Annotated in this window: 28 protein-coding genes; 12 read left to right on the plus strand and 16 right to left on the minus strand. The window is 65.3% G+C overall.

Going from position 1 to position 26,113, the window contains the following annotated elements; translation table 11 throughout:
• The first annotated feature begins 180 nt into the window (after nt 1–180).
• Nucleotides 181–519 carry a P-II family nitrogen regulator gene (locus tag CXR43_RS02125; protein ID WP_103332770.1) on the plus strand — a complete coding sequence of 113 codons (339 nt, stop codon included), beginning with the start codon at nt 181–183 and terminating at the stop codon, nt 517–519.
• Between the two features lie 40 nt (nt 520–559).
• Nucleotides 560–1,900, plus strand: coding sequence for an ammonium transporter (gene amt, locus CXR43_RS02130; protein ID WP_246831249.1), 1,341 nt, complete (start codon nt 560–562; stop codon nt 1,898–1,900).
• Between the two features lie 128 nt (nt 1,901–2,028).
• Here the strand turns inward: amt and CXR43_RS02135 are convergent, their stop codons facing one another.
• The 5 genes from CXR43_RS02135 to dapA all read right to left on the minus strand — a co-directional run bounded on the left by CXR43_RS02135 (nt 2,029) and on the right by dapA (nt 6,780).
• Entirely contained in the window at nt 2,029–3,207 is a 1,179-nt protein-coding gene (locus CXR43_RS02135) for an amino acid aminotransferase (protein ID WP_103332382.1), read from the minus strand.
• Nucleotides 3,208–3,211: 4 nt separating this feature from the next.
• Nucleotides 3,212–4,084, minus strand: a complete 873-nt coding sequence (gene sseA, locus CXR43_RS02140) for a 3-mercaptopyruvate sulfurtransferase (protein ID WP_103332383.1) — start codon at nt 4,082–4,084, stop codon at nt 3,212–3,214.
• A 246-nt stretch (nt 4,085–4,330) separates the two neighbouring features.
• On the minus strand, nt 4,331–4,813 hold the full coding sequence (gene smpB, locus CXR43_RS02145) for an SsrA-binding protein SmpB (RefSeq protein ID WP_103332772.1): 483 nt from the start codon (nt 4,811–4,813) through the stop codon (nt 4,331–4,333).
• Between the two features lie 57 nt (nt 4,814–4,870).
• Complete coding sequence (locus CXR43_RS02150; RefSeq protein ID WP_103332384.1) at nt 4,871–5,761, minus strand: DMT family transporter; 891 nt, start codon at nt 5,759–5,761, stop codon at nt 4,871–4,873.
• Between the two features lie 143 nt (nt 5,762–5,904).
• Nucleotides 5,905–6,780: a 4-hydroxy-tetrahydrodipicolinate synthase gene (gene dapA, locus CXR43_RS02155; protein ID WP_103332385.1), complete on the minus strand. Its 876-nt coding sequence runs from the start codon at nt 6,778–6,780 to the stop codon at nt 5,905–5,907.
• A gap of 189 nt (nt 6,781–6,969) precedes the next feature.
• Between dapA and CXR43_RS02160 the strand changes: the two genes are divergently transcribed.
• Nucleotides 6,970–8,916 (plus strand): lytic transglycosylase domain-containing protein, encoded by a 1,947-nt coding sequence (locus CXR43_RS02160; protein WP_103332386.1) that lies wholly within the window; start codon nt 6,970–6,972, stop codon nt 8,914–8,916.
• 45 nt (nt 8,917–8,961) lie between these two features.
• Here the strand turns inward: CXR43_RS02160 and CXR43_RS02165 are convergent, their stop codons facing one another.
• From CXR43_RS02165 to mnmC2, 3 genes are read right to left on the minus strand one after another with little or no spacing between them, the layout of a single operon-like run.
• Nucleotides 8,962–9,843 carry a DMT family transporter gene (locus CXR43_RS02165; RefSeq protein WP_103332387.1) on the minus strand — a complete coding sequence of 294 codons (882 nt, stop codon included), beginning with the start codon at nt 9,841–9,843 and terminating at the stop codon, nt 8,962–8,964.
• Nucleotides 9,840–10,706: a DMT family transporter gene (locus tag CXR43_RS02170; protein WP_103332388.1), complete on the minus strand. Its 867-nt coding sequence runs from the start codon at nt 10,704–10,706 to the stop codon at nt 9,840–9,842. Before CXR43_RS02170 ends, CXR43_RS02165 begins: the two co-directional genes overlap by 4 nt.
• A complete protein-coding gene (mnmC2, locus tag CXR43_RS02175) occupies nt 10,703–11,392 on the minus strand; it encodes a tRNA (5-methylaminomethyl-2-thiouridine)(34)-methyltransferase MnmC2 (RefSeq protein ID WP_103332389.1) in 690 nt (229 codons plus the stop codon). The genes CXR43_RS02170 and mnmC2 overlap by 4 nt, the downstream gene beginning before the upstream one ends.
• 62 nt (nt 11,393–11,454) lie before the next feature.
• On the opposite strand from mnmC2, the gene CXR43_RS02180 reads away from it, so the two are divergent.
• Complete coding sequence (locus tag CXR43_RS02180; protein WP_103332390.1) at nt 11,455–12,507, plus strand: NAD(P)/FAD-dependent oxidoreductase; 1,053 nt, start codon at nt 11,455–11,457, stop codon at nt 12,505–12,507.
• A 70-nt stretch (nt 12,508–12,577) separates the two neighbouring features.
• Here CXR43_RS02180 and CXR43_RS02185 read toward each other — a convergent pair whose 3' ends face one another.
• The 4 genes from CXR43_RS02185 to CXR43_RS02200 form a co-directional block, all read right to left on the minus strand.
• On the minus strand, nt 12,578–13,114 hold the full coding sequence (locus tag CXR43_RS02185; RefSeq protein WP_103332391.1) for an NADPH-dependent FMN reductase: 537 nt from the start codon (nt 13,112–13,114) through the stop codon (nt 12,578–12,580).
• An 8-nt stretch (nt 13,115–13,122) separates the two neighbouring features.
• Entirely contained in the window at nt 13,123–13,839 is a 717-nt protein-coding gene (locus tag CXR43_RS02190; protein ID WP_103332392.1) for an LrgB family protein, read from the minus strand.
• Nucleotides 13,832–14,185, minus strand: coding sequence for a CidA/LrgA family protein (locus tag CXR43_RS02195; protein WP_103332393.1), 354 nt, complete (start codon nt 14,183–14,185; stop codon nt 13,832–13,834). Before CXR43_RS02195 ends, CXR43_RS02190 begins: the two co-directional genes overlap by 8 nt.
• A gap of 122 nt (nt 14,186–14,307) precedes the next feature.
• A complete protein-coding gene (locus CXR43_RS02200; protein ID WP_103332394.1) occupies nt 14,308–14,766 on the minus strand; it encodes a GNAT family N-acetyltransferase in 459 nt (152 codons plus the stop codon).
• A 169-nt stretch (nt 14,767–14,935) separates the two neighbouring features.
• Here CXR43_RS02200 and smc point away from each other — a divergent pair, with 169 nt between their 5' ends.
• On the plus strand, nt 14,936–18,391 hold the full coding sequence (gene smc / locus CXR43_RS02205) for a chromosome segregation protein SMC (protein ID WP_103332773.1): 3,456 nt from the start codon (nt 14,936–14,938) through the stop codon (nt 18,389–18,391).
• Nucleotides 18,388–18,738: a hypothetical protein gene (locus tag CXR43_RS02210; protein WP_103332395.1), complete on the plus strand. Its 351-nt coding sequence runs from the start codon at nt 18,388–18,390 to the stop codon at nt 18,736–18,738. The genes smc and CXR43_RS02210 overlap by 4 nt, the downstream gene beginning before the upstream one ends.
• A 73-nt stretch (nt 18,739–18,811) precedes the next feature.
• On the opposite strand, the gene CXR43_RS02215 is transcribed toward CXR43_RS02210, so the two are convergent.
• Complete coding sequence (locus CXR43_RS02215) at nt 18,812–19,975, minus strand: lytic murein transglycosylase (RefSeq protein WP_103332396.1); 1,164 nt, start codon at nt 19,973–19,975, stop codon at nt 18,812–18,814.
• Nucleotides 19,976–19,985: 10 nt separating this feature from the next.
• Entirely contained in the window at nt 19,986–20,885 is a 900-nt protein-coding gene (cbiB, locus tag CXR43_RS02220; protein WP_103332397.1) for an adenosylcobinamide-phosphate synthase CbiB, read from the minus strand.
• Between the two features lie 248 nt (nt 20,886–21,133).
• Between cbiB and CXR43_RS02225 the strand changes: the two genes are divergently transcribed.
• Complete coding sequence (locus tag CXR43_RS02225) at nt 21,134–21,484, plus strand: hypothetical protein (RefSeq protein WP_103332398.1); 351 nt, start codon at nt 21,134–21,136, stop codon at nt 21,482–21,484.
• A 42-nt stretch (nt 21,485–21,526) separates the two neighbouring features.
• Here CXR43_RS02225 and CXR43_RS02230 read toward each other — a convergent pair whose 3' ends face one another.
• The gene (locus CXR43_RS02230) at nt 21,527–22,699 is read right to left on the minus strand and encodes a MalY/PatB family protein (protein WP_103332399.1); all 1,173 of its coding nucleotides are present in this window, start codon (nt 22,697–22,699) and stop codon (nt 21,527–21,529) included.
• 175 nt (nt 22,700–22,874) lie between these two features.
• On the opposite strand from CXR43_RS02230, the gene def (CXR43_RS02235) reads away from it, so the two are divergent.
• Genes def (CXR43_RS02235) through CXR43_RS02255 form a run of 5 tightly spaced genes read left to right on the plus strand, consistent with a single transcriptional unit; the run spans nt 22,875 to nt 25,575 of the window.
• On the plus strand, nt 22,875–23,390 hold the full coding sequence (gene def / locus CXR43_RS02235; protein ID WP_103332400.1) for a peptide deformylase: 516 nt from the start codon (nt 22,875–22,877) through the stop codon (nt 23,388–23,390).
• Nucleotides 23,390–23,890 (plus strand): peptide deformylase, encoded by a 501-nt coding sequence (gene def, locus CXR43_RS02240; protein ID WP_103332401.1) that lies wholly within the window; start codon nt 23,390–23,392, stop codon nt 23,888–23,890. Before def (CXR43_RS02235) ends, def (CXR43_RS02240) begins: the two co-directional genes overlap by 1 nt.
• Nucleotides 23,887–24,387 (plus strand): peptide deformylase, encoded by a 501-nt coding sequence (gene def, locus CXR43_RS02245; RefSeq protein ID WP_103332402.1) that lies wholly within the window; start codon nt 23,887–23,889, stop codon nt 24,385–24,387. Before def (CXR43_RS02240) ends, def (CXR43_RS02245) begins: the two co-directional genes overlap by 4 nt.
• Nucleotides 24,384–25,280, plus strand: a complete 897-nt coding sequence (gene fmt, locus CXR43_RS02250) for a methionyl-tRNA formyltransferase (RefSeq protein ID WP_103332403.1) — start codon at nt 24,384–24,386, stop codon at nt 25,278–25,280. The genes def (CXR43_RS02245) and fmt overlap by 4 nt, the downstream gene beginning before the upstream one ends.
• Before the next feature lie 52 nt (nt 25,281–25,332).
• Entirely contained in the window at nt 25,333–25,575 is a 243-nt protein-coding gene (locus CXR43_RS02255; RefSeq protein ID WP_103332404.1) for a GlsB/YeaQ/YmgE family stress response membrane protein, read from the plus strand.
• 12 nt (nt 25,576–25,587) lie between these two features.
• On the opposite strand, the gene CXR43_RS02260 is transcribed toward CXR43_RS02255, so the two are convergent.
• Nucleotides 25,588–26,109, minus strand: coding sequence for a TetR/AcrR family transcriptional regulator (locus CXR43_RS02260; RefSeq protein WP_103332405.1), 522 nt, complete (start codon nt 26,107–26,109; stop codon nt 25,588–25,590).
• Nucleotides 26,110–26,113: the final 4 nt, after the last annotated feature.

The following is a 26,113-nucleotide window of genomic DNA, read 5'->3' on the forward strand; positions in this document are numbered from 1 at the left end:
GATTCGGATATGTGATCAGCCCAATTTTTAATCAAACCGCACAATAAGTATAAATTTTGTGCAGCAAGCTGCCCATTCAGGCAAACATCCGCCGCCGCTTTCTTGTTCTGCCCGTTCGAAAGGCGGCTTGTTAGCTGCAAGGGCCCACCCCCGGGCCCCACAGAACCGAAGGGGAAGGACGTGAAACTAATCATTGCAGCAATCAAGCCGTTCAAGCTGGAGGAGGTGCGCGAAGCACTGACCACCATCGGGGTACGCGGCATGATGGTCACCGAGATCAAGGGGTTCGGCAGCCAGTCAGGACATACCGAAATCTATCGCGGTGCCGAATACGCCGTGAACTTCGTGCCGAAAGTCCGGCTGGAGATCGTGGTCAGTGACAGCCTCGCCGATGCGGTGGTCGAAACCATCCGGGTGACCGCGAAAACCGACAAGATCGGCGATGGCAAGATCTTCGTGCTGGATGTCCAGCATGCCGTGCGCGTGCGCACCGGTGAAATCAATGACGATGCGCTCTGACGCGTTGGGGACAGGGGAAACGCAAAAGATGAACACTTCCATGAAACTTTCTGGCCTGGCCACACTCGGTGTGTCGCTCTTCGCCAGCCTGCCCGCCTGGGCGCAGGATGCCACCGCCGAGGCGGCCGAGGTCGTGGCCGAAGCCGCACCCGCCGCGGCGATTGACAATGCCTTTATCTTCAACACCCTGCTGTTCCTGATCGGCGGCTTTCTGGTGTTCTGGATGGCGGCGGGATTTGCCATGCTCGAAGCGGGTCTGGTCCGCTCCAAGAACGTCACCATGCAGCTGACCAAGAACATCGCGCTCTTCTCTATCGCCTCGCTGATGTACTGGATCGTCGGCTACAACCTGATGTACCCGGGCGACGCCTGGAGCATGACAGGCTATGTCGGCACGCTGTTCTCGCCCAAATCCATCGGTGGCGACCCGGATCTGGCGACCGGCTATTCCGCCGGATCGGATTTCTTCTTCCAGCTGATGTTCTGCGCCACCACCGCCTCGATCGTCTCGGGCACGCTGGCCGAACGCATCAAGCTCTGGCCCTTCCTGATCTTCACCGTCGTTCTGACCGGGTTTCTCTACCCGATCGAAGCCTCCTGGCAGTGGGGCGGCGGCTGGTTGTCCGAAGCAGGCTTTTCTGACTTCGCAGGCTCCACCCTTGTCCACGCTGCAGGCGGCTTTGCAGCCCTCGCCGGTGCGCTGATCCTCGGCCCCCGTCTGGGCAAATACGCCAAGGATGGCCGCGTCAACCCGATGCCGGGCTCCAACCTCGCCTTGGCCACGCTTGGCACCTTCGTGCTCTGGCTGGGCTGGTTCGGCTTCAACGGGGCCTCGCAACTGGCCCTGGGCACCGAGGCAGATGCCAATGCCGTCTCGATCATCTTTGCCAATACCAACATGGCGGCCGCCGCCGGTGCCGTTGTGGCCATGATCCTGTCGCAGCTGATCTACAAGAAGGTCGACCTGACCATGGTGCTCAACGGCGCGCTGGCCGGCCTGGTGTCGATCACCGCAGGCCCGCTCGACCCGTCGCTGTTCGGCGCGGTCTGGATCGGTGGTATCGGCGGCGTGATCGTTCTGGTCGTGGTGCCCATGCTTGACAAGTTCAAGATCGACGATGTCGTCGGTGCCATCCCGGTTCACCTTGTGGCGGGCTTCTGGGGCACCATGGCGGTTCCCTTCTACACCGAGGGCACCAGCTTTGGCATGCAGTTCGTGGGCTTTGCCGCCATCGGCATCTTCATGTTCGTGACCTCGGCCATCGTCTGGGTCATCCTCAAGGCGACCATGGGTCTGCGCCCCAGCCAGGAAGACGAGATGATGGGTCTGGACAAGGCCGAACTGGGTCTGGAAGCCTACCCCGAGTTTACCAAGGGCTGACACCTCCTCCTCCCAGTCAGTCTGAACTCTGGCCCGAACCGCAAGGTTCGGGCCTTTTTGCTGGCGCAGCCGCGCAGGAAAAAGCCCGCGACCAGCGCGGGCTTTTCAAGGCCTCGATGCCGCTGGCCTCAGCCGGCAACCTTTGCAATCGCCGCCGCCAGAATGGGCACCGTGCGCGCATTCAACCCGGCAATGTTGATCCGGCTGTCGCCCACCATGTAAATCCCGTGCTCTTCGCGCAGCACGCTCACCTGCGCCTCGGTCAGGCCAAGCCGGCTGAACATGCCGCGATGATCCGCCACGAAATCAAAGCGGTCCGAATTGGTCGCCTGCCGCAGCGCATCCGCCAGCGTCTTGCGCAGGGTCAGCATGGATCGCCGCACCTCCTCCAGCTCGGCCTTCCAGTCGGCGCGCAAGGCGTCATCCTCAAGGATCATCGTCACCAGCCGCGCGCCGTGATCGGGGGGAAAGCTGTAGTTCTGCCGGTTCAGAAACGCCAGATTTCCCTGCACCACAGCGCGGCGCGCAGGCTCGGTCAGCGCAATCAGCACCCCCGTCCGCTCGCGGTAAATGCCGAAGTTCTTGGAGCAAGACGCCGCAATCAGCACCTCCGGAAACCGCGCCGCGATCATCCGTGTCGCCGCCGCATCTTCCTCCAGCCCGTCCCCAAATCCCTGATAGGCCAGATCGATGAAGGGCACGGCTCCCCGCGCCTCCAGCACATCCGCCACCTGCGCCCATTGATCGGCGGTCAGGTTCGCGCCGGTGGGGTTATGGCAGCAGCCGTGCAGCAGCACGATATCGCCCTTGGCCACCCGGCCCAGATCCTCCAGCACCCCGGCAAAATCCACGCCCCGCGTCTCGGCGTCGAAATAGCGGTACTCGGCCATCTTCATGCCGAGATACTTGAGGATCGACGGATGGTTCGGCCAGGTCGGGTTCGAAATCCACACCGTCGCCCCCGGTGACGCCAGCTTGATCAGCTCCAGCGCCTGCCGGATCGCCCCGGTGCCGCCCGGCGTCGCCACCGATGCCGCGCGGTCGGCAAAGCCGTCGCCAAGGATCATCGCCACCATCGCCGCGTTATAGGCAGGCTCGCCCGCCAGCCCGGTATAGGTCTTGGTGGTCTCCACCTCCCACAGCTTCTTCTCCGCCGCCTTCACCGCCCGCATCACCGGGGTCAGCCCGGTGGCGTCCTTGTAGACCCCGACGCCAAGGTCAATCTTGGTGTCGCGCGGGTCATCGCGGTACATGGCAATCAGTTGCAGGATCTTGTCCTGCGGTTGCGGGTTCAGAGCTTCCAGCATTGGCCTATCCTTTGGCGACGGCAAGATCTTCGTACATGCCCCATTCGGACCAGGATCCGTCATAGAGCGCATGATTGCGGTGCCCGATCCGTTCCAGCGCAAGGCTCAGGATCGCAGCCGTGACGCCCGACCCGCAAGAGGTGATGGCAGGGCGCGACAGATCCACCCCCGCCGCCTCGAACACCGCTTTCAGTTCGGCAGGTGCCTTCATGGTGCCGTCACCGTTCAACAGCGTGGCAAAAGGCACATTCTTCGACCCCGGAATATGGCCCGATCGCAACCCGGCCCGCGGCTCCGCCACCTCACCGCGAAAGCGGGCGGCGGCGCGGGCGTCGATGATCTCGGCCTGCGCCAGCTTGGCGGCATGGGCCACCTGCGTCACATCCTTGACCAGATGGTTCTGGCGGCTGACGGTCATGTGCCGGTCGCGCACCACCGGCGGCAGGTCTTCCACCTCGCGCCCCTCGGCCCGCCACTTCGGCAGGCCGCCATCCAGCACCGCCACATCCATCTTGCCCATCAGCCGGAAGGTCCACCAGACCCGGGCGGCGGAGAACAGGCCCGACGCGTCATAGACCACCACCTGATGCCCGTCGCCCACCCCCATCGCCCGCATCCGGCTCATGAACTTCTCCACCGGCGGGGCCATGTGGGGCAGGGTGGACCGCTGATCGCTGATCTCTTCAATATCGAAAAACCGCGCGCCTGGAATATGCGCCGCCGCATACTCCGCCTTTGCGTCGCGGCCAGAATCCGGCATGAACCAAGACGCATCCAGCACCCGCAGGTCGGGGTCTTTCAGATGCGCCGCCAGCCAGCCGGTCGACACCAGCGTTCTGGGATCATCAAGGGGCGAGGGTGTCACAAGGCTTGTCATGCGTCAGGCTCCGCGCGGGTCAGCCCCGGCATATATCGGCAGGGGCAGGCAGAGCAAGGGCGCAGGCGCTGTCGTCGGGGGACCGCCCCGGAAAACCCGGCGTTCTGGCAGACCGTACCGGCCCTTTGGTCCTGCGCACACACGTCATGACACTAGCCATACGCAAGCCATACACAAACCATACGCCCGCCATACCCAAAACAACGCACGTCCCACCCGGCCCAAGACCCCGCCAGACGAGGCACCTCAGTCCCGGCGGCTTTCCTTCATGATCCGCGCTTTCTGCCGGTCCCAGTCGCGCTTGGCGCTGGTCTCGCGCTTGTCGGCCAGCTTCTTGCCCTTGGCGACGCCGAGCTTGATCTTCACGATCCCGCGCTCGTTGAAATACATCTTGATCGGCACGATGGTCATGCCTTCTCGCGCGGTCGAATTCCACAACCGCGCCAATTCCCGCTTTGAAACCAACAGCTTGCGGCGGCGGCGCTCATCATGGCTGTCCCAGTGGTTCGACTGGGTATAGGGCGCGATATAGCCGTTGATCAGCCACAACTCGCCGCCCTCAACGCTCGCATAGCTGTCGCCGATGTTCGATCCGCCCTTGCGCAGCGACTTCACCTCGGACCCTTGCAGCATGATCCCGGCTTCCAGATCGGATTCAATATGATAGTCGAACCGCGCGCGGCGATTCTCGGCAATCAGCTTGGAATTGGGATCGGAAATCTTGACCATGCGTGTCACATAAGCGCGGTGCAGGCCCAAGTCCAGATGGCCAGACGCGAAGACGCGTCAGGGCAGCGGCGCAGGCGGTACAGCCCCTTGCCGGTTTCCACGGATAAGCGTGTAAATTCCAGAGCTTACAACCAGAGCCGATCCGATCAGCGTGGCCAGATCAGGCCGTTCGCCAAACACCACCATCGCCAGACCCATGGCAAAGACCAGCCGCACATAGCGGAACGGGGTGACAAAGCCGATCTCACCGGTCCGCATGGCAGATGTCAGCGCATGATAGCCCAGCACCGCAAACAGCGCCGTGCCCGCCAGCAACCCCCAGCCCTGTGCGTCAGGCCACACCGCCCCCCCGGTCCAGCCCAGAATGATCACGCCCGCCAAGGCCAGCATGGCAAAGCCCGCCACCCCTAACTGCCTGTTCGACATCACTTTTGGCGCGGCCCGCGTCGCCAGATCGCGCCCGGCAAAGCCCAGCATGCCCCCCACCGCCAGCAAGGACAGGGCCGAAAACCCGTCCATCCCCGGCCGCAGGATGATCAACACCCCGACAAATCCCACGCCCACCGCCGCCCACCGCCGCCAGCCCACCCGCTCGCCGAACAACAGCGCCGCCCCGCCGACAACAACCAAAGGCGAGGCCTGCAGAATGGCCGATGTGGTCGACAAGGGCGTCAGCGCAATCGCCAAAGCATAGAACAACCGCCCCGCCACTTCGAACCCCGACCGGATCGCCAGCCCGCGCGTGCGCAAGGCCGGGTGAAACGCAGGCTCCCCCCTCCGCCGCGCCATCAGCGCAAACACGGCCATGCCGACCAGCCCGACGATCAGCACCGCCTGCCCCATCGGCATGACCCGGGCACTGGCCTTCAGGAACACATCCTCGACCGCGAACCCCGCCATGGACAGGACCATAAAGGCCGCGCCGCGCAGATTATCGTTTTTGAACATTGCCTTACACCCCCTGCGGCCCGCAAGCCCGCTGCTCTGTGGCTATTGCCTGTTCAAAAATATCCTCGGGGGGTGAATTGGCGCTTGCGCCAAGAGGGGGGCAGACAGCCCCCCTTTGCCCGGCATCCGGACGCGACACAGCGTCAGTTCAGCAGGCCCGCATGCCGCATTGCAGCCTTGATCTTGTCCTTGGTGCCCTCGGTCAACCCGACCAGCGGCAGCCGCACCTCTTCGCTGCACCGTCCCAGAAGCGACAGCCCGTATTTGGCCCCGGCCAGCCCCGGCTCGATGAAGATCGCCTCATGCAGCGGCATCAGCCGGTCCTGGATCTGCAAGGCTGTGCGATAGTCCCCGGCCAGCGTGGCGTTCTGGAACTCGGCACACAGGCGCGGGGCCACATTGGCGGTCACTGAGATGCAGCCCGTGCCACCATGGGCGTTGAACCCCAGGGCCGTCGCATCCTCCCCCGACAACTGTATGAAATCCTTGCCACAGGTCTCGCGCTGCATCGACACGCGCTCGATCTTGCCGGTGGCATCCTTGACCCCAATCACACGCGGCAGCTTGGCCAGCAGTCCCATGGTATCGGGCGCCATGTCCACAACCGACCGGCCCGGAATGTTGTAGATGATGATCGGCAGATCACAGCAGTCGTGCAGGGCCGTATAATGCGCGATCAGCCCAGCTTGGGTTGGCTTGTTGTAATAGGGCGTCACCACCAGGGCCGCATCGGCCCCCACGCGTTCGGCATGGCGGATCAGGCGGATGCCTTCCACCGTGTTGTTCGACCCGGCCCCCGCAATCACCGGCACCCGACCGGCGGCGAACTTGACCACCGCCTCGATCACCGCCTCATGCTCTTCATGGCTCAGTGTCGGGCTTTCGCCGGTGGTTCCCACCGGCACCAACCCGTGCGAGCCTTCGGCAATCTGCCAGTCGACCAGCGCCTTGAGCGTGTCCAGATCGAGTTCGCCGTTCTTGAACGGCGTAACCAAGGCGGGGATGGACCCTTTGATCATGGCACGCAGACTCCTGTTGCAGCGACGCGAGGCGGTCGAGTCGCTTGGGCTGAAAATCCTGCCTTGATTATCCGGGGCGCGCCGGATTGCCAAGCGCAGCGTTTGGCACCGCGTTTCGCGCAGCGGTCTGGCCGGCGGTGACAGGATCGTGGGTTGTCGGCCCCGACCCGATGGGGCAGAATCCGCAGCATGAGCAGAAGACCAAAAAGCACCATCACCGCCCTGCTGGCCCCGATCGCGGTTGCACTTGCGCTGACAGCGCCTGCGCGCGCGGATGAAATCCAGGCGATGCAGCAGGTTCTGGCCCGCATTGCCGCCAAGGACTGGTCCGGGGCCACCGCCGTCGCTCCGCATGCGGTTGCGCGCGACCTGGTGTTGTGGAGCCAGCTGCGCGCGGGCGATGGTCTTCTGGGCGATTACGAGGCGTTTTTGCAACGCCGCCCCGATTGGCCGGGGCTGCCTTTCTTGCGGCAGAAAGGCGAAACCGCGGTTGCGCGCTCCACCTCGCCAGAACGGGTGGTGGCCTATTTTGCGGGAACGACCCCCCAGACCGGCGAAGGGGCCATTGCACTCATCCGTGCCCTGAAGGCGCTTGGCCGCACCGATCAGGCCGAGGACCGCGCCATGCAGGCTTGGTCAGAGCTGGTGCTTGGACCCGAGGATGAGGCGGCCTTGCTCGGGCTGTCCCCGTCAGCGGTGGCCTTGGTGGATGAGCTGCGGATGGACCGCCTGCTCTGGCAGGAACGCCGGGCCGAGGCACAGCGGCTGCTGCCGCGCCTGCCCGCCGACTGGCAGGCGCTGGCCCGGGCGCGGATGGCCCTGCAAACGGCCCAGCCGGGGGTGAATGCGCTGATCGAAGCAGTGCCCGCCTCGCGCGCGGGCGATGCGGGGCTGGCCTTTGACCGCTTCATCTGGCGGATGAAGCGCGACATGTATGACGAGGCGCTGCCTCTGATCCTCGAACGCAGCGCCTCTGCCGCGACGCTTGGCGATCCGCAGGCCTGGGCCGCGCGCCGGGCGGTGCTGACCCGTTGGCTGATGCGCCAGAACCGCCCGGCAGAGGCCTATCGCGTGGCCTCTGCGCATCACCTGACCTCGGGCGGCGGCTATGCCGATCTCGAATTTCTGTCCGGCTTCATTGCCCTGCGCCGCCTGAATGACCCCGCCCGCGCGCTGGAGCATTTCCGTCATCTCGAGTCCGGGGTCGCCACGCCGATCTCGCTGTCGCGCGCGCTCTACTGGCAAGGCCGCGCGCATGAGGCGGCAGGTGCAAGCGATGCAGCGCAGGCCGCGTACAGCGCCGCCGCGCGGCATCAGACTGCCTATTACGGGTTGCTTGCCGCCGAACGGTTGGGGCAGGCGCTGGACGCCAGCCTGATCAACCCGCCAAGGCCCCCCGACTGGCGGCAGGCCGCATGGACACAGTCATCCGTGCATCAGGCCGCCCTGCTGGCCTTGCGGGCTGGTGACCGCACTCTGGCCAAGCGGTTCTGGTTGCATCTGGCCGAAAGCCTGGATGCCACCGGTTTGGCCCAACTGGGTGAGATGGCACTTGCGCTAGAGCAGCCGCATATTGCGGTGCTGGTCGGCAAACACGCGGCGGAACGCAGCGTGATCGTGCCACGCGCCTATTACCCGGTGACAGAACTGGTGCCCGACGGCCTGGCCGTCAGCCGTGCCTTTGCCCTCTCCATCGCCCGGCGCGAAAGCGAGTTTGAACCCACCGCCCGGTCCACCGCCGATGCCCGCGGGCTGATGCAGCTCTTGCCCGGCACAGCCAAGATGATGGCCGACAAGGTTTCACTGCCATTCAACGCGGGCCGCCTGACCAGTGACCCCGGCTACAATGCCATCCTGGGCAGCGCCTATCTGCGGCAGTTGATCGACGAATTCGGCCCCTCCATCGCGCTGGTCGCCTCGGGCTACAACGCCGGACCGGGGCGCCCGCGCCGCTGGATCACGGAATATGGCGATCCACGTCTGCCCGATGTCGATGTGGTCGATTGGGTTGAGTCGATCCCCTTCACCGAAACGCGCACCTATGTGATGCGCGTGGTCGAAGGCGTCATCCTTTATCGCGCCAAACTGCGCGGCACGCCCGGCCCGGTCCGCGTGACCGCCGAACTCAAGGGCTGATCCGTCCCTTGGCCGCGCTGCAGATCCCCCCGCCGAAGCACCGGGTCAGATCTGCCGCCGGCTTTTCACATATTGCCGCCACAGGGTGAACAGCCCTGCCGCCACCACGATGCCCGCCCCAAGCACCACATTGCTGCGCAACTCTTCGCCAAAGACGAACAACCCGATCAGCGACGCAAAGGGCAGTTGCAGATAGGCCAGGGGTTGAATGGCCGAGGCTTCTGCGACCTCATAGGCCTTGATCAGGCACCAGTGCGACGAGGCCGCCGACAGGCACAGCAGTGCCATCCATCCCATGTCGCCAGGGGTCATCGGTTCCCAGTGCCAGATTCCGATGGCGGTCATCACCACCGCCCCGGTGATCCCGGTCCAGAAGAATGACACCAGCGCCGCATCTTCGCGCGCGACATAACGCGTCAGCAATCCGTACAGCGCGAACATGGTCGCAGCGGCAAGCGGGATCAGCGCCTCGATGCGGAACACGCCATAGCCGGGCTGCAGGATCACCACCACGCCGACAAAGCCGACGCCGATGGCCAGCCAGCGTCGCCACCCCACCGCCTCGCCCAGGATCGGCCCCGACAGGGCGGCAATCAGCAATGGATAGGTGGCGAAGACCGCATGGCTTTCCACCAGCCCAAGGGCGACAAAGGCCAGCACCATGGTGCAGATCTCCAGCGCCAGCAGCACACCGCGCAGGGCCTGCACCTTTGGCAGGCGCGAGCGCACCGCCGCCCTTATGCCGCCCGGCGCGCGCGACACCAGCGCCATGACAAAGACGGCAAAGAACCAGTAGCGCAGCATCACCACCATCCAGACATTGTACGTTCCGGCAAGATGGCGCGACAGCCCGTCCTGCACGGCAAAGATCATCGTGGTCACGATCATCAGCCAGATGCCAAGTTTAGTGTTCTGCGCAACGCTCATGTCTTTTCCGCCCGTTCCAGCGACAAGGCGTAAAGCCCTGCCACAATGATGATGCCCGCCCCCAGCGCCACCAGAGGGCTGAGGGTTTCGGCGTAAACCGTCAGCCCGATCAGGGTCACAAAGACGATCTGCAGATAGGCATAGGGCTGCACCCGTGCCGCCTCGATCTGCTCGTAGCATTTCAGCAAAAGCCAATGCGAAAAGATCGACAGCACGGTGTAGGTCGCCAGCAACGGCATATCTGCAGTGGCAACCGGCTGCCAGTGCGGCAGCCCCGCCACGGTCATCACCGCAGCGCCAATCACACCGGGCCAGAAGAATGAGGCAAAGGTTGGCTCGTCGCGCGTGGTCAGTCTGGTCAGGATGGAGTAGAGCGCGAACAGCACGGCCGAGGCCAGCGGCAGCAGGGCCGCCGGGGTAAATACGCCCATGCCGGGCCGCAGGATCACGATCACCCCGATCATCCCCGCGCCAATCGCCAGCCAGCGTTGCCACAGGATCTGCTCGCCCAGGATCAGACCCGAAAACGCGGCGATCAGCAGCGGGCAGATGGCAAAGACTGCGTGGCTCTCGATCAGCCCGATCAGCGTATAACCCCAGACGATCACACAGATCTCGCCCACCAGAAGCAGCGCGCGGGCAACATGCACCGGCATGTGGCGCGAGGCGACAGCGGCGCGCAGCCCCTCGGGCCTGCGCAGCGCAAGGATCAGCACGAAGCCCGCAAAAACCCAGTAGCGGACCATCACCACCATCGGCGTGTTGTACTCCGTTGCCAGATAGCGCGAAAACCCGTCCTGCGCGGCAAAGGTCGCGACGGACGCGATCATCAGCCAGATGCCCAGTCGCGGATTGCGGCTCATCGCAGCCCCGTTGTCATATGCCGCTTGCGCCCGTGCCCGGGCTGGCGGGTCACGGTGAACCCGGCATCAGACAGCGCGCGGCGCACATGGCCCGCAGCGGTATAGGTGGCAAAGCTACCGCCGGGGGCTGTGTGTCGCGCGACCTCTGCCATGATCTCCGGCGACCAGAGTTCCGGGTTCTTTGCGGGCGAAAACCCATCGAGAAACCACGCATCCGCCACACCTTGCCACGCGGGAAGCGTTGCACGGGCATCGCCGATGATCACCGTGACCTCAATCCCGGGCAGTGAAAATTGCCGCGCCCCGCTGGCCCAATGTGCCAGAAGCGGCGCGGCCACCGCCTCTGCTTCGGGGAAATGCGCCAGAGCGCGGGCGATGTCAGCGGCGGACATCGGATAGGCTTCGAAACTGGTGTAGCGCAGCGTTCCCGGTCGCCCCGTGGCGGCCCAGCACAGCAGCAGCGCCAGCACATTCAGCCCGGTTCCAAAGCCCAGCTCGGCGATCCGGAACCCGTCGCACAGTCGGCCGGGCAAGCCATTGCCCGCAAGAAACACATGCCGCGTTTCGGCCAGCCCGTCATGCAGCGAAAAATATGGGTCATCAAACCGCCGCGACACCGGGATGACGCCGTCGCGCCAGTCCAGACCATCATGGCCCCGTTCCGCACCCTGTTCGTTTTCCGACATTTGCCCTATGTCCCAGACCGGGTGACTCAGATCGGGCCATCCATGGTCACGAGGCACAGGAAATGACAAGACCCGATCTGACGGTGATGGGAGGCGGCATCTTTGGCCTGTCGATCGCATGGGAGGCCACGCGGCGCGGTGCCCGGGTGCGGCTGATCGAGGCGGCGCAGATCGGTGCCGGGTCGTCGGGCGGCGTGGTCGGCGCGCTTGCCCCGCATGTGCCGGAAAACTGGAACGACAAGAAGGCGTTTCAGCTGGACAGCCTGCTGATGGCGCAAGACTTCTTTGCCAGTGTCACCGCCGCATCCGGCCTGCCCACCGGCTATGCCCGGCTGGGGCGGCTGCAACCGCTGGACAGCCCCGAGGCGCTTGTCCGTGCGGCAGAGCGCGGGGCAGAGGCGCAGGGCCTTTGGCAGGGGCAGGCGCAGTGGCAGGTGGTGCCTGCCAGCGGTGCGGCCTGGGAGCCCCGCAGCGCGACCGGACACCTGGTCTACGACACCCTGTCGGCCCGCCTGCACCCAAGGATGGCCTGTCATGCGCTGGTGGCTGCCCTGCGTGCCAGGGGCGGCGAGGTGCTGGTGGGGCAGGCAGAGACGATGCCCCAGACCCAGTGCCCCGTGATCTGGGCCACCGGCCATTCCGGTCTGCTGGCGCTGAACCAGGCTCTGGGGCGCAAGGTCGGGGCAGGGGTCAAGGGACAGGCCCTGCTGATCGCATATGACGCCCGCGACATGCCGCAGATGCAGGTCGATGGTCTGCACATCGTGCCACATGCCGATGGCACGGTGGCGATCGGATCGACGTCGGAAACGCAATGGGAGGATCCGGCAGGCGTCGATATCCAGTGTGAGGCGCTGCTGGCCCGTGCCCTTGCCGCTGTGCCCGCCCTGCAGGGGGCCGTCGTGCTGGACCGCTGGGCAGGCATCCGCCCCCGCGCCCGCAGCCGCGCGCCGATGCTGGGTGCCTGGCCGGGGCGTGCGGGGGAATATGTAGCCAACGGTGGCTTCAAGATCGGCTTTGGCATGGCCGCGAAGGTGGCGCAGGTGATGGTCGATCTGGTGCTGGACGGGGTGGACCGGGTGCCGGAGGGGTTCCGGGTAGAGGCGTCGCTTTAGATGCCGGTCCGGGGGTGGTGCCCCCAGACCGACGGGGCCTTTGGAACCAGATAGGCTCGGCGGCAGGATATCAGCGCGACGATGCTGTGCGAAGAAGCTGCATCAGCTCGGTCAGACCCTTCTGGGCGCGCTCATCCTTGAGATGGCCTTTCTCGTCAAACGCTTCGCCCGAATTTGCGATGAACACCTCTGGCCCTGGCAGCAGGTGGGGGCGGAACGGTACAAGGCAATGGCGCAGCGAGAATTGCGACCGCTCGCCCCCCGCGCGACCGGCGGCGGCGGACAGGATCGCCACCGGCTTGTCACGCCAGGGCGCGCCCTTGGTGCGGCTGACCCAGTCCAGCGCGTTCTTCAGCACGCCGGACAGGTTCTTGTTGTATTCGGGCGTGCAGATCACCACCGCATCGGCGGCGGCGATCTGATCGGCGAGGGTCTGCACTTCGGGCGGCATCCCTGCTGCCTCCAGATCGCCATCGTAAAGCGGCAGGCGCAGGTTGCCGTCAACAAAGGTGCAGTCGCCAAAGGCGCGCACCGACTCGCGCATCAGCAGGCGGTTGGTCGAGGCCGCGCGCAACGAGCCACACAGGCCGAGAAGGGTGGGTTTCATGACAGTCCTTACTGGAAAAGGGAGAGGGTGAAGGGCGCAATCAGCGCCGTCGCAATGGCATTGAGGGCCATGCCAAGGGCGGCAAAGGCACCTGCGGTCGGATGCACCTGCAAGGCGCGGGCCGTGCCGATGCCATGGCTGGTCAGCCCCACCGCAAAACCACGCGCCCGCCAGTCGCGCAGGCGCAACAGGTTCAACAGCGGCGTCGCCACCACCGCCCCGGTGATCCCGGTCAGGATCACCAGAACGGCGGTCAGGGTGGGCGACCCGCCGATGCGTTCGGCGATGCCGATGGCCACCGGCGCGGTGGCCGATTTCGGGGCCAGCGAGGCCAGCACCGTGGCATCCACTCCAAACGCCGCCCCGATGGCAAGCGCCGAGACCGCAGCGGTCAGCGAGCCTGCCACCAGCGCCGCCAGCACCGGCCAAAGCGCGCGTCGCAACCGGGGCAGGCTGTCAAAAAGCGGCAGGGCCAGGGCCACCGTCGCCGGCCCCAGCAGGAAATGCACAAATTGCGCGCCCTCGAAATAGGTCGCATAGGGCGTGGCGGTCAGGTGCAACAACAGCGCAAGCAGGGCCACGGCGATCAGCACCGGGTTGACCACCGGCGCGCGCCCCGCCAGGCGGAAACAGGCATCCCCCGCCGCATAGGCCACCAGGGTCGCCGTCAGCCACAGCAGCGGGCCTTGGGACAGATAGCTCCAGATATCGGCGAAATCAGTCATCGCGCGACCCCGTCAGCCGGGCGACACCGGCAAATGTCAGCGCGCCAACGGCGATGGCCAGCACGGTGGACGCCACCACCGCAACCGCGATGGCGGCGGTCTGGTTGCCCAGCGTGGCAAAGTGGCCCACCACGCCGACCCCGGCCGGCACGAAGAGCAGGGACAGATGTGACAGGATGCCTTGCGCCGTGGGACGCACGAGGGCTGCAAAGCGGGGTGATGCGACAAGCCCCGCCAGCATCAGCACCATGCCAAGCACCGGGCCGGGCAGCGGCAGGGGCAGGGCGCGGGCGAGGGTCTCGCCGATCAGCTGAAAAGCCAGGATGGCGATCAGGGCATGAAGCATCGGCGCAACCTTTCACAAACTGAGACAAGCCTAAGACCTTTGGCGCAAAAGGAAAAGGGTCGCCCTGTCCGCCACCTGTCACCGATGACAGCACGCAAGGCTTTGCCTGCCGGACAGGCAGATCACACCGCCCGCTGAAAGGTCAGCGTTGTCACCCGGTCATAGCCCGGGTGGCTGCTGTGCCCCACCTGTGTAAATCCCATGGCGCGAAAGGCGGCGTGGTTCTCGACCAGCTCGATCCGCGTCTGCAATTCCACCACGGGCAGACCCATGGCACGGGCGCGGTCTGTCGCCCTGTCGATCAGCACCCGCGCCAGACCCTTGCCCCGGTGGCTGCCTGCCACCGCCAGCTTTCCCAGATACAGCGCATGCGGCTTCATGGTCAGGATCATGCAGGCGACAGGCGGCGCGCCCATCACCCAGACCTCACCCGTGCTGGACTGCGTTGCAATCGCTTCTGCGGTCAGGGTCCGCATGGACGATGGCGGGTCGATCCGCCCCTCCATCGACGCAAATTCCTGCTGGATCAGCTGCAGGATGGAAGTCCAGTCATAGGGGTCGGTGGCGCGAATGGGGGTCATCTGTTCGGGTCTCTGAGATTTCCTTCAAAAGATGGCAAACCGATCCGGGCTGCAAGGTGCCAACATCTTGGGGATAATCGCTGATGCACCTCCAGATACGGGGGACGGCCTGTTGACTCTGCCCCCGCCAATGCCCGACGATCAGCGCCTTGCGACTCACGAGGCACAGGTGCGTTTTTCCCGGCTCCGGCTCAACGGCTTCAAAAGCTTTGTCGACCCCACGGATGTGGTGATCCATGAGGGTCTGACCGGCGTGGTCGGCCCCAACGGCTGCGGCAAATCGAACTTGCTGGAGGCGCTGCGCTGGGTCATGGGCGAAAACCGCCCCACCGCGATGCGCGGCGGCGGGATGGAGGATGTGATCTTTGCGGGGGCCGCGACCCGTGGCGCGCGGCATTTTGCCGAAGTGTCGATCGTGATCGACAATCAGGACCGGCTCGCCCCCTCGGGTTTCAACGATGCCGACACCATCGAGATCGTGCGCCGGATCACCCGCGATGCCGGATCGGCCTACAAGGCCAATGCCAAGGATGTGCGGGCCCGCGATGTGCAGATGCTGTTTGCAGATGCCTCCACCGGCTCACACTCTCCGGCGCTGGTGCGGCAGGGCCAGATCTCGGAGCTGATCAACGCCAAGCCCAAGTCGCGCCGCCGCATTCTGGAAGAGGCTGCCGGTATCTCCGGCCTTTATGCTCGGCGGCATGAGGCAGAGCTGAAACTGTCGGGGGCCGAGCAGAACCTGTTGCGCGTCGATGACGTGCTGGAAGGATTGGCCCAACAGGTCGCGACGCTGACCCGGCAGGCCCGGCAAGCTGCCCGCTACCGCGAAATCGGTGAAGACCTGCGGCGGTCGGAAGGCATGCTGCTGTTCCGCCGCTGGCGCGAGGCGGATCTGGCCCGGGCCGAGGCCGAGGCGCATTTGCGAGACCGTCTGGTGGCGGCTGGAAAGGCCGACGCCGCCGCCCGGGCCGCGAGCAAGGCGCGCGAGGCCCGGGAAGACGCCCTGCCACCCAGGCGCGAAGAAGAGGCGGTGGCGGCGGCCATTCTGCAACGGCTTGTCTTGCAGCGCGACGCTTTGGGCGATCAGGAAGCCCGGGCGATGCAGTTGATCGAGACTCTGCGCGGCCGCATCACCCAGCTGGACCGCGATATGGAGCGTGAGGCCGGGCTGAACAGCGACGCGGGCGAGACCATCAGCCGGCTGGATTGGGAAGTGGAGCAGTTGCTTCGGGCCCACGACGGCCATGACGCGCGTCTGGCCGAGGCGGCCGAGGCCGCGCGTGAGGCAGGGGCGATCCTGTCCGACCGCGAAACCCTGCTGTCTCAGGCGACCGAGGATTCGGCGCGGCTCGCCGCCCGGCACCAGTCGGTGCAGCGCCTGTTGTCGGACACCCGCGCCACGGTGGACCGCGCCGAAACGGAAGCGGCGCGCGCCCGCGCGATGGTCGATACGGCCGCCGAGGCTCTGGACGCCGCGACCGAAGCCTATGCCAGTGCGACCGAAGGGCAGGAAGACGCCGCCGCTTTGGCCGAAGCCGCCGAAGAGGCGCTTGAGCTGGCCGAATCCGCCCGTGCCGAAGCGCAGGGGCGCGAGGCCGAGGCCCGCGCCGCGCGCGGTGAAGCGGAAGGTGAGGCGAACGCCCTGCGCGCCGAAGTCGCTGCCCTGGCCCGTCTGGTGGACAGGGAATCGCAGGCCGGTCATCAGTTGCTGGACCGCCTGACTGTCGAGCCGGGGTATGAAAAGGCGCTCGGGGCCGCTCTGGCCGATGACCTGCGCGCGCCCGAGGTGGGGGCGGATGCCCGTTCGGGCTGGGCCGTGCTGCCCGCCTATGAGGACACTGCCCCCTTGCCTGCAGGTGCGCAGCCGCTGGCCAGCCATGTCGGCGCGCCCGATGTGCTGGACCGCAGGCTTTCCCAGATCGGGTTGGTCAGCCGCAGCCAAGGGGCCGCGCTGCAACACCTTTTGCGTCCGGGACAGCGCCTTGTCAGTCTGGAAGGTGACCTCTGGCGTTGGGACGGGTTCCGCGCCTCTGCCGAAGACGCGCCCTCTGCCGCCGCCGCGCGGCTGCAACAGCTCAACCGGCTGGTGCAGCTGAAACTTGATCTTGAACAGATCACGGCGCGTGCCGAAGGGGCCCGGCGCGCGCATGAGGCGCTGCAAAACCGCCTCGCCGATCTGGCCCGCGCCGATCAGATGGCCCGCGAGGCCCGCCGTGCCGCCGACGCCCGCGTGACCGAAGCCAACCGCGCCGCCAGCCGGGCCGAGGCGGAGGCCTCCATTGCCGGGGGTAAGCTGGACTCGGCCAAACTCGCCGTCGCCCGCTATGAGGATGAGGCGATGGCCGCCCGCGCCCGCCTGCGCGAGGCCGAGGCGAACGCCACCGATCTGCCTGACCTGAACGCCGCCCGCGACCGGGTTGAAGGGGCCAAGGTGGCGGTCGAGGCCGCGCGACTGGCGATGCTCACCCGCCGCTCCGCCCATGATGAGGTGCGCCGCGAAGGCGAAGCCCGCGTGCGCCGCCGTCAGGAAGCCACCAAGGAGCTGTCCGGCTGGCGTCACCGCTTGGAGACGGCGGAAAAGCGCAGTGCCGAACTTGCTGAGCGCCGGGCGGAAACCCAGGAAGAGCTGGAAGAGGCCTGCGCAGCCCCCGAAGAGCTTGCCGCCAAACGCGAAGAACTTTCCGATGCCATCGACACCGCCGAAACGCGCCGCCGCAGGGCGGCCGAGGCCCTCAGCGAGGGCGAGGCCGCCCTGCGTGACGCGCAATTGGCCGAGCGTGATGCGGATCGCCTCAATGGCGAGGCGCGCGAGGCGCGGGCCCGGGCCGAAGCCCGCAATGACGCTGCACGCGAAACCGTCGCCTATGCCGCCGAGCGCATCGCCGAGGATGCAGATTGCACGCCGGCAGAACTGCTCGCCTCGCTCAAGGTCAGTCCCGACGACATGCCAGATGCCGAAGCCCTCGATGTCGAGGTGCAGCGGCTCAAACGTCAGCGCGAAGCGCTTGGCGCCGTCAACCTGCGCGCGGAAGAGGATATGGCCGCGGTTGCAGGCGAACATGCCACGCTGCTGAAAGAAAAGACCGATCTTGAAGAGGCGATCAAGAAGCTCCGGGCTGGCATTTCCGGGCTGAACCGTGAAGGGCGTGAACGGTTGCTGACCGCCTTCGAGCAGGTCAACCAGAACTTTGCCACTTTGTTTACCCATTTGTTCGGCGGGGGTGAGGCGCGGCTTGTCCTGGTTGAATCCGACGACCCGTTGGAGGCGGGTCTGGAAATCATGTGCCAACCGCCCGGCAAGAAGCTTGCCACCTTGTCGCTGTTGTCCGGGGGCGAACAGACCCTCACGGCTTTGGCGCTGATCTTCGGGGTTTTTCTGGCCAATCCCGCGCCGATCTGCGTGCTGGACGAGGTGGATGCCCCGCTGGATGACGCCAATGTCACCCGCTTCTGCGACCTGCTTGATGAAATGGCCCGCCGCACCGAAACCCGCTTTCTGATCATCACTCACCACGCCGTCACCATGGCGCGGATGGACCGGCTGTTCGGCGTCACCATGGCCGAACAGGGCGTCAGCCAACTGGTCAGTGTCGATCTGAAGAAGGCCGAGGCGCTTGTCGCATGATCAGCGCGCTGCGGGTTGCAGGGTTTCTGGCCGTCGAGGTCGAGGGCGATACCATCCATGCCCGTCTCTGGGCCAGTTCGGTCGATTTTACCGCCACCCCGGAGGGAGACCGCTGGCATCTTGCCCTGCTATGGCCGGTCCGCAGCAGTGATGCGCAGCGCGCACAGTGGAACGCCGACCACCCAGAGGCCCTGATGGACCTTCACAACGGGGAAACCCGCCTTTCGATGCATGTCGGTGCGCAGGATCTGCAAGGGCTCGCCCGCTGGGCCAGCTTGGCCGAGTTGGCGATCGCCCGGATGATCCGCTGGCGTCGGGCTCAACGTCAGCCGGGCGAAGGCTACTGATCTGCCCCAGGTCGGGGGATGGGCGCTTTTGCCCGTGCCAAGACCGCGCCTGCAGCGCCGCCGGTCTTGCCGATCAAAGCGCGTCCAGCAACGCCTGCGTCGGCCAGGCATCGGCCGGCAGTCCAAGCCGCGCCTGTTCCTGTTGCACCGCGGCGCGGGTGCCCGACCCCAGAATGCCGTCGATGCGCCCCACATCATGCCCAAGTGCCGCAAGCTTTTCCTGCAAGCGCATCATCTGGGCATCATCCAGCCCCGGCTCGGGGTTGCCCGCCGCAAAGACCGGGGCCCCTTCCAGCCGCGTTGCGAAATAGGCCGCAGTCAGCACATAGGTGAAGCTTTGATTCCACTCGAACAGGGTGCGGAAATTCGGATAGGCCAGAAACGCCGGCCCCCGCCGCCCCTGTGGCAGGATAAGCGATGCCACCCCCTCGGGCAGCGCATCCCGTCCCACGATCCCCATCGCCTGCCAATCGGCCAACGGCAACTGCACCTCCAGCCCCGACAGCGCCCAGTCCAGTTCGGCGGGCACTGCAACCTCGGCCAGCCATGGCTGGCCCGCGCGCCAGCCATGGTGCTGTAGCAATCGCGCGCCTGACAGCAGCGCGTCGGGCACCGATGTCTTCAGCGTCACGTGCCCGTCGCCATCGCCATCCACCCCCCGCGCAAGGATATCGGCGGGCAGCATCTGCACCATGCCGATCTCGCCCGCCCATGCGCCCGTGGTATCGGTTGGCAGATCGCCCTTGGCATGCAAATCGATCGCCGCCAGGATCTGCGGTTGAAACAATTCCGGTCGCCGGCAATCATGGCCCAGCGTAACCAGCGCGTCGCGGGTGTTGAACTCTCCCTGCACGGCACCGTAATCGGTTTCAAACGCCCAGAATGCCAGCAGGATGCCTTTTGGCACCCCGTACTCTGTCGCCGCCCGGTCAAAAATCGTCGCATGTCGTGCCGCCAGAGCAAGACCCTGTTCCAGCCGGTTCTGCGAGATCAGCCGCCGGGCAAAATCGGTGAAGGCCATGCGGAACACGCCTTGCGAGCGGTCGGCGCGCAGCACGCCCTCATCGATCCGCGCGCCTGTCAGATAGGAGCGCGCCGCCTCTTGCGGCAGGCCCGCAGCCACCGCCTCAGCCGTGATCGCGGCGGTGAAATCGGACAAGGTACCGCCACAAGGAACAAGCGTGGGGGCAGCGAGGGCGGGGCCGCTCATCAGAGCCAGGGCAAGACCAATACGCATACTGCAGATCCTAGATCAGGGCAGCGCAGCCGACAAGCAGCAGCATCAGCGCCCAGGTTCGCCACAACGCCCGGCAAGCGGCATCGACATCGTCCGGCCCGGCATCGCGGCGTCCTTCGGGCCAGACCCAGGGAAACGCCGACATCACCCCGTGATAGGCGCGTGGTCCTGACAAGGCGACATCCAGCACCACGGCCATCGCGGCCTCGGGCCAGCCTGCATTCGGGCTGCGGTGCAGGGGGGCGTCGCGCAGGACAGGGCGCACCGTCAGCCGCCCGTGTGCCACCGCGATCAGCACCGCCGTCAACCGGGCCGGGATCAGGTTCAACAGGTCGTCAAACCGGGCCGAGGCCCAGCCGAACGCTTCATGCCGTTCGGTTCGATGGCCGATCATGCTGTCGGCGGTGTTGGTGATTTTATACACCAGCATCAACGGCAATCCGCCGATCAGGAACCAGAAGGCCGGTGCGATCACCCCGTCTGACAGGTTTTCCGCCGCGCTTTCGATGGCCGCCCGCGCAACACCCGGCCCGTCCAGCGCTGCCGTGTCGCGACCCACGATCATCGCCACCGCTTGCCGCCCGGCAGGAAGCGAGTGCCGAAGACCCTCCGCCACGGCGCGCACATGATCGACCAGTGCTTTCTGCGCCAGCAGGATTGCGGCCACAAGGCCTTCCAGCACACCGAAATCCGGCACCGAGGCAATCAACCGCCCCAGCGCATAGGCCCCCAATACCATCACCACCAGAGCCGCCACCCCTTTGGCCCGCCGCTGGCGGCCCGCATTCAGCCGCCGGTCCAGACCGCTGACCACACGGCCCATCAGCACCGCAGGATGCGGCACGCGGTCCCAGATCGCCTTGGGTTCACCAAAGGCAGCATCCAGCAACATGGCAAAGAACAGGATCATTCTGGCTTGTCCCCTTCGCTCGGGGCAGAGCCCGGGCATCGCCAAGGATCTACACTGCCGATTCTCGCGGCGACAGGGGCAGCAGGCACCAGACAGGGGCCGGTTGTTTCGACCGGTCTCCAAATGCCCTGTCAGAACCCTGATTTACGGCCTGCCAGTCAACCGTCATCTGATTGACTTGATTTTCATAAATACTGGTTCACTGTGTAGGTACCGGGTCTGGTTGCAGACCGGCGAAAGGGGGCGCTGTGCTGGAATTTCTGCCGCAAGACATTCGAGACGGTCTGGATGCCGCCCGCAAGCGCGAGGCAAAGCGTAAATCGCGCCTGCGGGTTCAGGTGGGCGAAGCCGTGTTCCCGGTGCTGCGCTTCTGGCACGATGGGTTTGTGCTGGATGGCAATCTTGCGCCGCATCTGCGTGGCTTGGTCGATCTCTACGATGGGTCGAACCACATCTTTCAATGCCTGATCGTTGCCTCCAGCCTGGAAAACGGCGATCTGGTCTGCGAATTCAAGCGCTCCACCGCCGTGCAGGACAAGGCCCCGCTGGATTTCTGGCGGGATGAAAACGCGCCGGTGGCGTACCTTCCGCGCGCCTGAGCAAGGGCAGGGGCCTGACGACTGGCCCCCGCGCCTCGAACGCTATTGCAGATCGCCAAACGCCGTCTTCATCCGTGCCACCGCTTGCTCGACCCGCGCGCGCGGCGTGGCGATGTTGAAGCGCATGTAGCTTTCGCCCCCGGTGCCAAAGGTTTCGCCGTGGTTGGCGCAGATCTGCGCCGCCTGTTCGACCCGCGCCTTGAACTCGGCGGGGGCCATGCCGGTCCCGGTAAAATCCACCCAGGACAGATACGTTGCCGCCAGCGGCATCGACCGCAGGCCCGGAATGGCATTCACCCCGTCGTCAAACAGCCGCCGGTTGCCATCAAGATAATCCACCAGCGCATCGACCCAGACCGCCCCTTCGGGGGAGTAGGCCGCTTCGGCCATATGCATGCCAAAGGAATTGCCGGAAATCCCCATCGCCGTGATCTTGCTTGCAAACTTTGCCCGCAGCGCCGGATCGGCGATGATGACATTGCCGATATGCGCGCCCGCGATGTTGAAGGTCTTGGTCGTCGCGGTCAGCATCACCAGCCGGTCGGCGCAGTCGGGGGCCACCACCGGCATCGCATGATGCTTGTGCCCGGGCATCACCAGATCATGGTGGATCTCGTCCGAGACCAGGATCAGATCATGCCGCGTGCAGAAATCCGCCACGCCGCGCAACTCCTCCGCCGTCCAGACCCGCCCGCCCGGATTGTGCGGCGAACACAGGATCAGCATCCGCTCGCCCCCGGTCATCTGTGCATCCCAGGCCGCGAAATCCATTTCATAGCGCCCGTCAACCAGCGCCAGCTCGCATTCCACCACCAGGCGTCCCGCCGCTTTGATGGTCCGGGCAAAGGCGTGATAGACCGGCGTCATCAGCACCACCCCGTCGCCGGGCCTCGTGTAGGTATCGACCACCAGTCCCGTCGCATTGACCAGCCCATGCGTGGTAAAGATATGGTCGGGGTCCAGCGCCCAGCCGTGCCGGGTCTGCATCCACCAGCGGATTGACTCCCGGTAGCCTGCATCGTCGCCGTAATAGCCGTAAACGCCATGCGCTGCCATTTTCTCCAACGCAGCCTGCACGCAGGCCGGCGGCCGAAAATCCATATCCGCCACCCACATCGACAACCCTTTGTCGGCAGGCACGCCATACAGGCGTTCCATCATGTCCCATTTGACCGAATGGGTGCCCAAGCGGTTGATCTGATCATCAAAATTCATGAAATCGCCTTTTTCTGCAGGTCTCTTGTTCCGGTTACAGCGGTTTTGGCCCAAAGTCATCCTGATCTGAACCCGCCCTGCGCTGAGCTGGCCTGAAGCGCCGGCAAAATATGGACCTCGCGTCTCACAGCCTCTGCCCCTTGCGCGAACAGACCCCGCGCCGTAAATCATGCCCATGATCCGCCCCATCCTTATCCATCCCGATCCGCGCCTCAAGAAGCCCTGTGAACAAGTGGCGGTCTTTGACGGCGCTTTGCGCCGCCTTGCGGACGATATGTTCGAGACGATGTATGACGCGCCCGGCATCGGCCTTGCCGCCCCCCAGATCGGGGTGATGCAACAGGTCTTGGTGATGGATTGCATCAAGGACGGTCCGCCGCGCCCGATGGCATTGGTCAACCCGCGCGTGGTCTGGTCGTCGGAAGATCTTGCCTGCTATGAGGAAGGCTGCCTGTCGATCCCCGATCAATATGCCGAAGTGCGCCGTCCGGCCGAGGTTCGGGTGGCATGGCAGGCGCTCGACGGGTCAGAGCAGGAAGAGCAGTTCGCCGGCCTGTGGTCCACCTGTGTCCAGCATGAGATCGACCATCTGAACGGCAAGCTGTTCATTGATTATCTGGGCCCGCTCAAGCGCCAGATGATCACCCGCAAGATGGAAAAGCTGAAGCGCGAACGCGCACGGCAATCCTGATGCCGGTGCGTCCCATCCTGACATGGCCTGATCCTCGCCTTGCCACCCCTTGCCTGCCAGTGGGGGACGAGGATGTGTCTTCCCTCGCCATCGACATGCTGGACACGATGTACAACGCCCCCGGTCGCGGGTTGGCAGCACCACAGGTGGGCGTGCTCAAGCGCCTGTTCGTGATGGACGTGACGTGGAAAGAAGGCACGCCCGACCCCCGCATCGTGATCAACCCGCAGATCCTGTGGCGGTCGGAAGACACGGTTGCCGGGCCTGAAGGATGCCTGTCACTTCCCGGCATCAGCACGGAGGTCACACGCGCCCGGCAGATCCGCATGGGCTGGACCGATCAGCATGGCCGGGCACAGGAAGAAACCCTGACCGGCTTTGCCGCAATCTGCGCGCAGCACGAAAATGATCATCTGGATGGGCTGGTGACCTTTGATCGCCTGTCGCCCGATCAGCGTATTGCCGCGCAGGCGGCCTATCTGCACCGGCCCTTAGCATGACCCGACCCTGCATCCCATGGCCGCACCCGGTTTTGCGCACAGCTGCTGCCGACGTGGCCCAGATCACTGATGACATCCGCGCGATCTGGGAAGAGATGATCGAGGTCATGGACGCCATGCCCGGTTATGGCCTTGCGGCCGTGCAGATCGGGGTGCCGTTGCGCCTGGCCGTTGTCGATTGCTTCGAGGCGCGCGGGCAGGCCATCCGCATGGCCAATCCCGAGGTTCTGCACGCCAGCGGTCAAATGCGCGACCATGAAGAGGCGAGCCCAAATCTGCCCGGCGTTTCTGCCGTCATCAACCGGCCGCGCGCGGTGACGGTGCGCTATCTGAACGCAGAGGGTGTGATCGAGGACCGCGATTTCGTAAACCTCTGGGCCACGTCGGTGCAGCACCAGATCGACCATCTGGCGGGGCGGATGTATTTCGACCATCTCTCCCCGCTCAAGCGCAAGATGCTGATCACCAAGGCGGAAAAGGCGCGCAAACGGCAATGAAGATCATCTTCATGGGCACGCCTGACTTTTCGGTTCCTGTGCTGGAAGCCCTTGCCAAACAGCATGACATCCTCGCCGTCTACACCCAGCCCCCCCGGCCGGCAGGACGCGGCAAGGCTGATCGTCCCAGCCCTGTGCATCAAAAGGCACGCGCGCTTGGTCTGCCGGTGCGTCACCCCGCCCGTCTGAAAGACCCTGCCGATCAGGCAGAATTTGCCGCGCTGAATGCCGATGTGGCTGTTGTTGTCGCCTATGGACTGATCCTGCCGCAAGCGGTGCTGGATGCCCCGCGCCTTGGCTGTCTGAACATCCACGCCAGCCTGTTGCCCCGGTGGCGGGGGGCGGCTCCGATCCACCGCGCGATCATGGCGGGTGACGCAACGACCGGCATCTGTATCATGCAGATGGAGGCGGGGCTGGACACTGGCCCGGTGCTGCTGCGCGAAGAAACCGCCATCGGCGCAGAGGAAACCACCGCCGGCCTGCATGACCGTCTGTCCGCACTGGGGGCAACGCTGATCTTGCAGGCGCTGGACCAACTGCCCCATCTGACGCCCCAGCCGCAGGCTGATGTCGGCGTGACCTATGCGGCCAAGATCGACAAGGCAGAGGCGCGGGTTGATTTCACGCAAGACGCCACGGTTGTCGACCGCCAGATCCGCGGGTTGTCGCCCTTTCCCGGCGCATGGGTGCAGGTCGGGGCAGAGCGGGTGAAACTCTTGCGCTCGCGCCTGACCGAGGGAAGCGGTGCACCCGGGCAAGTGCTGCATGGTTTCACCATTGCTTGCGGCAGCGGCGCGGTGGAGGTGACAGAGGCGCAGCGCGAAGGCAAGCGCCCGATGCCATCTGCCGACGTGCTGCAGGGATTGCGGCTGCCAGAGCGTCTGGCCTAGCCAATCCACATCCGGCCCCCCATAGTGGGGCTGCGCACAGGAAAGGCCCGTCATGCCCATCATTGCCCTGATCATCATTGGCGCTGCCGCAGGCTTCATCGCCACACGCATGATGAAGCTTGAAACCGACGTGCTGACGACCATCGCCATCGGCGTGTTCGGCGCATTGATCGGCGGCTTTGCCTTGCGGTTTCTCATCACCATCACCGGCTGGATGGCGGGTTTTGTAGGCGCTGTTCTGGGGGCGATGGTGCTGATCTGGGTGTGGAAGGCCTATATCCGCCCGCCCAAGTGAATGCTGTCGCGGTCAGGTCAGGCGCTTCACCGCATCTTTCAGCTTGAACCCCTTGTCCCCGGCGTCTTGCCAGAGCATCTGCCCCTGCCAGGCGGCAAACAGCAGTGCCGCCGCCTCGCGCCCCTTGGCACTGCCGCCCAGGCGCAGGGCAAGCGCCTGTTCTACCCGTGTCCGCCAGGCCATTGCGCGCTGCCTCAGGGTCGGGTCGTCCAGATGCCGGACCAACAGCGGCAGGACCGACCCATCGCCAGACACGTCCGCCAAGGCCTTGAGAAGCATATGCGCCCCCTTGACGGACAGGTCGGACAGCCCCTCTGCCGCATCCGTCGCCTGCTCCAGCACGTCCCAGCCATCCAGCAATGCGGCACGCACCATCCCCTCCTGGCTGCCATAGCGCTGCACCAGCGTCGGCGCCGCCAGCCCGGTCGCGCGCGCCACCGCGCCAAAGCTTGCCCCCCGTTCGCCCGACAGAACCAACAGCGCACGGATGCTGACAAAAACCACCGGATCAGGGATGAGCTTTGAACGGGACATTCTC

Source organism: Pseudotabrizicola formosa, assembly GCF_002900965.1.
Lineage (GTDB): Bacteria > Pseudomonadota > Alphaproteobacteria > Rhodobacterales > Rhodobacteraceae > Pseudotabrizicola > Pseudotabrizicola formosa.

Bases quoted from the DNA above. Each gene is read 5' to 3' on its own strand.
- CXR43_RS02165 (WP_103332387.1), bottom strand. From the start codon at position 9,843: ATGAGCGTTGCGCAGAACACTAAACTTGGCATCTGGCTGATGATCGTG.
- def (WP_103332402.1), top strand. From the start codon at position 23,887: ATGACCCGACCCTGCATCCCATGGCCGCACCCGGTTTTGCGCACAGCT.
- fmt (WP_103332403.1), top strand. From the start codon at position 24,384: ATGAAGATCATCTTCATGGGCACGCCTGACTTTTCGGTTCCTGTGCTG.
- def (WP_103332401.1), top strand. From the start codon at position 23,390: ATGCCGGTGCGTCCCATCCTGACATGGCCTGATCCTCGCCTTGCCACC.
- CXR43_RS02215 (WP_103332396.1), bottom strand. From the start codon at position 19,975: ATGCGTATTGGTCTTGCCCTGGCTCTGATGAGCGGCCCCGCCCTCGCT.
- CXR43_RS02190 (WP_103332392.1), bottom strand. From the start codon at position 13,839: ATGACTGATTTCGCCGATATCTGGAGCTATCTGTCCCAAGGCCCGCTG.
- mnmC2 (WP_103332389.1), bottom strand. From the start codon at position 11,392: ATGTCGGAAAACGAACAGGGTGCGGAACGGGGCCATGATGGTCTGGAC.
- smpB (WP_103332772.1), bottom strand. From the start codon at position 4,813: ATGGTCAAGATTTCCGATCCCAATTCCAAGCTGATTGCCGAGAATCGC.
- amt (WP_246831249.1), top strand. From the start codon at position 560: ATGAAACTTTCTGGCCTGGCCACACTCGGTGTGTCGCTCTTCGCCAGC.
- CXR43_RS02180 (WP_103332390.1), top strand. From the start codon at position 11,455: ATGACAAGACCCGATCTGACGGTGATGGGAGGCGGCATCTTTGGCCTG.
- CXR43_RS02260 (WP_103332405.1), bottom strand. From the start codon at position 26,109: ATGTCCCGTTCAAAGCTCATCCCTGATCCGGTGGTTTTTGTCAGCATC.
- cbiB (WP_103332397.1), bottom strand. From the start codon at position 20,885: ATGATCCTGTTCTTTGCCATGTTGCTGGATGCTGCCTTTGGTGAACCC.
- CXR43_RS02135 (WP_103332382.1), bottom strand. From the start codon at position 3,207: ATGCTGGAAGCTCTGAACCCGCAACCGCAGGACAAGATCCTGCAACTG.
- def (WP_103332400.1), top strand. From the start codon at position 22,875: ATGATCCGCCCCATCCTTATCCATCCCGATCCGCGCCTCAAGAAGCCC.
- sseA (WP_103332383.1), bottom strand. From the start codon at position 4,084: ATGACAAGCCTTGTGACACCCTCGCCCCTTGATGATCCCAGAACGCTG.
- CXR43_RS02160 (WP_103332386.1), top strand. From the start codon at position 6,970: ATGAGCAGAAGACCAAAAAGCACCATCACCGCCCTGCTGGCCCCGATC.
- CXR43_RS02200 (WP_103332394.1), bottom strand. From the start codon at position 14,766: ATGACCCCCATTCGCGCCACCGACCCCTATGACTGGACTTCCATCCTG.
- CXR43_RS02210 (WP_103332395.1), top strand. From the start codon at position 18,388: ATGATCAGCGCGCTGCGGGTTGCAGGGTTTCTGGCCGTCGAGGTCGAG.
- CXR43_RS02255 (WP_103332404.1), top strand. From the start codon at position 25,333: ATGCCCATCATTGCCCTGATCATCATTGGCGCTGCCGCAGGCTTCATC.
- CXR43_RS02170 (WP_103332388.1), bottom strand. From the start codon at position 10,706: ATGAGCCGCAATCCGCGACTGGGCATCTGGCTGATGATCGCGTCCGTC.
- CXR43_RS02185 (WP_103332391.1), bottom strand. From the start codon at position 13,114: ATGAAACCCACCCTTCTCGGCCTGTGTGGCTCGTTGCGCGCGGCCTCG.
- CXR43_RS02150 (WP_103332384.1), bottom strand. From the start codon at position 5,761: ATGTTCAAAAACGATAATCTGCGCGGCGCGGCCTTTATGGTCCTGTCC.
- CXR43_RS02195 (WP_103332393.1), bottom strand. From the start codon at position 14,185: ATGCTTCATGCCCTGATCGCCATCCTGGCTTTTCAGCTGATCGGCGAG.
- dapA (WP_103332385.1), bottom strand. From the start codon at position 6,780: ATGATCAAAGGGTCCATCCCCGCCTTGGTTACGCCGTTCAAGAACGGC.
- CXR43_RS02230 (WP_103332399.1), bottom strand. From the start codon at position 22,699: ATGAATTTTGATGATCAGATCAACCGCTTGGGCACCCATTCGGTCAAA.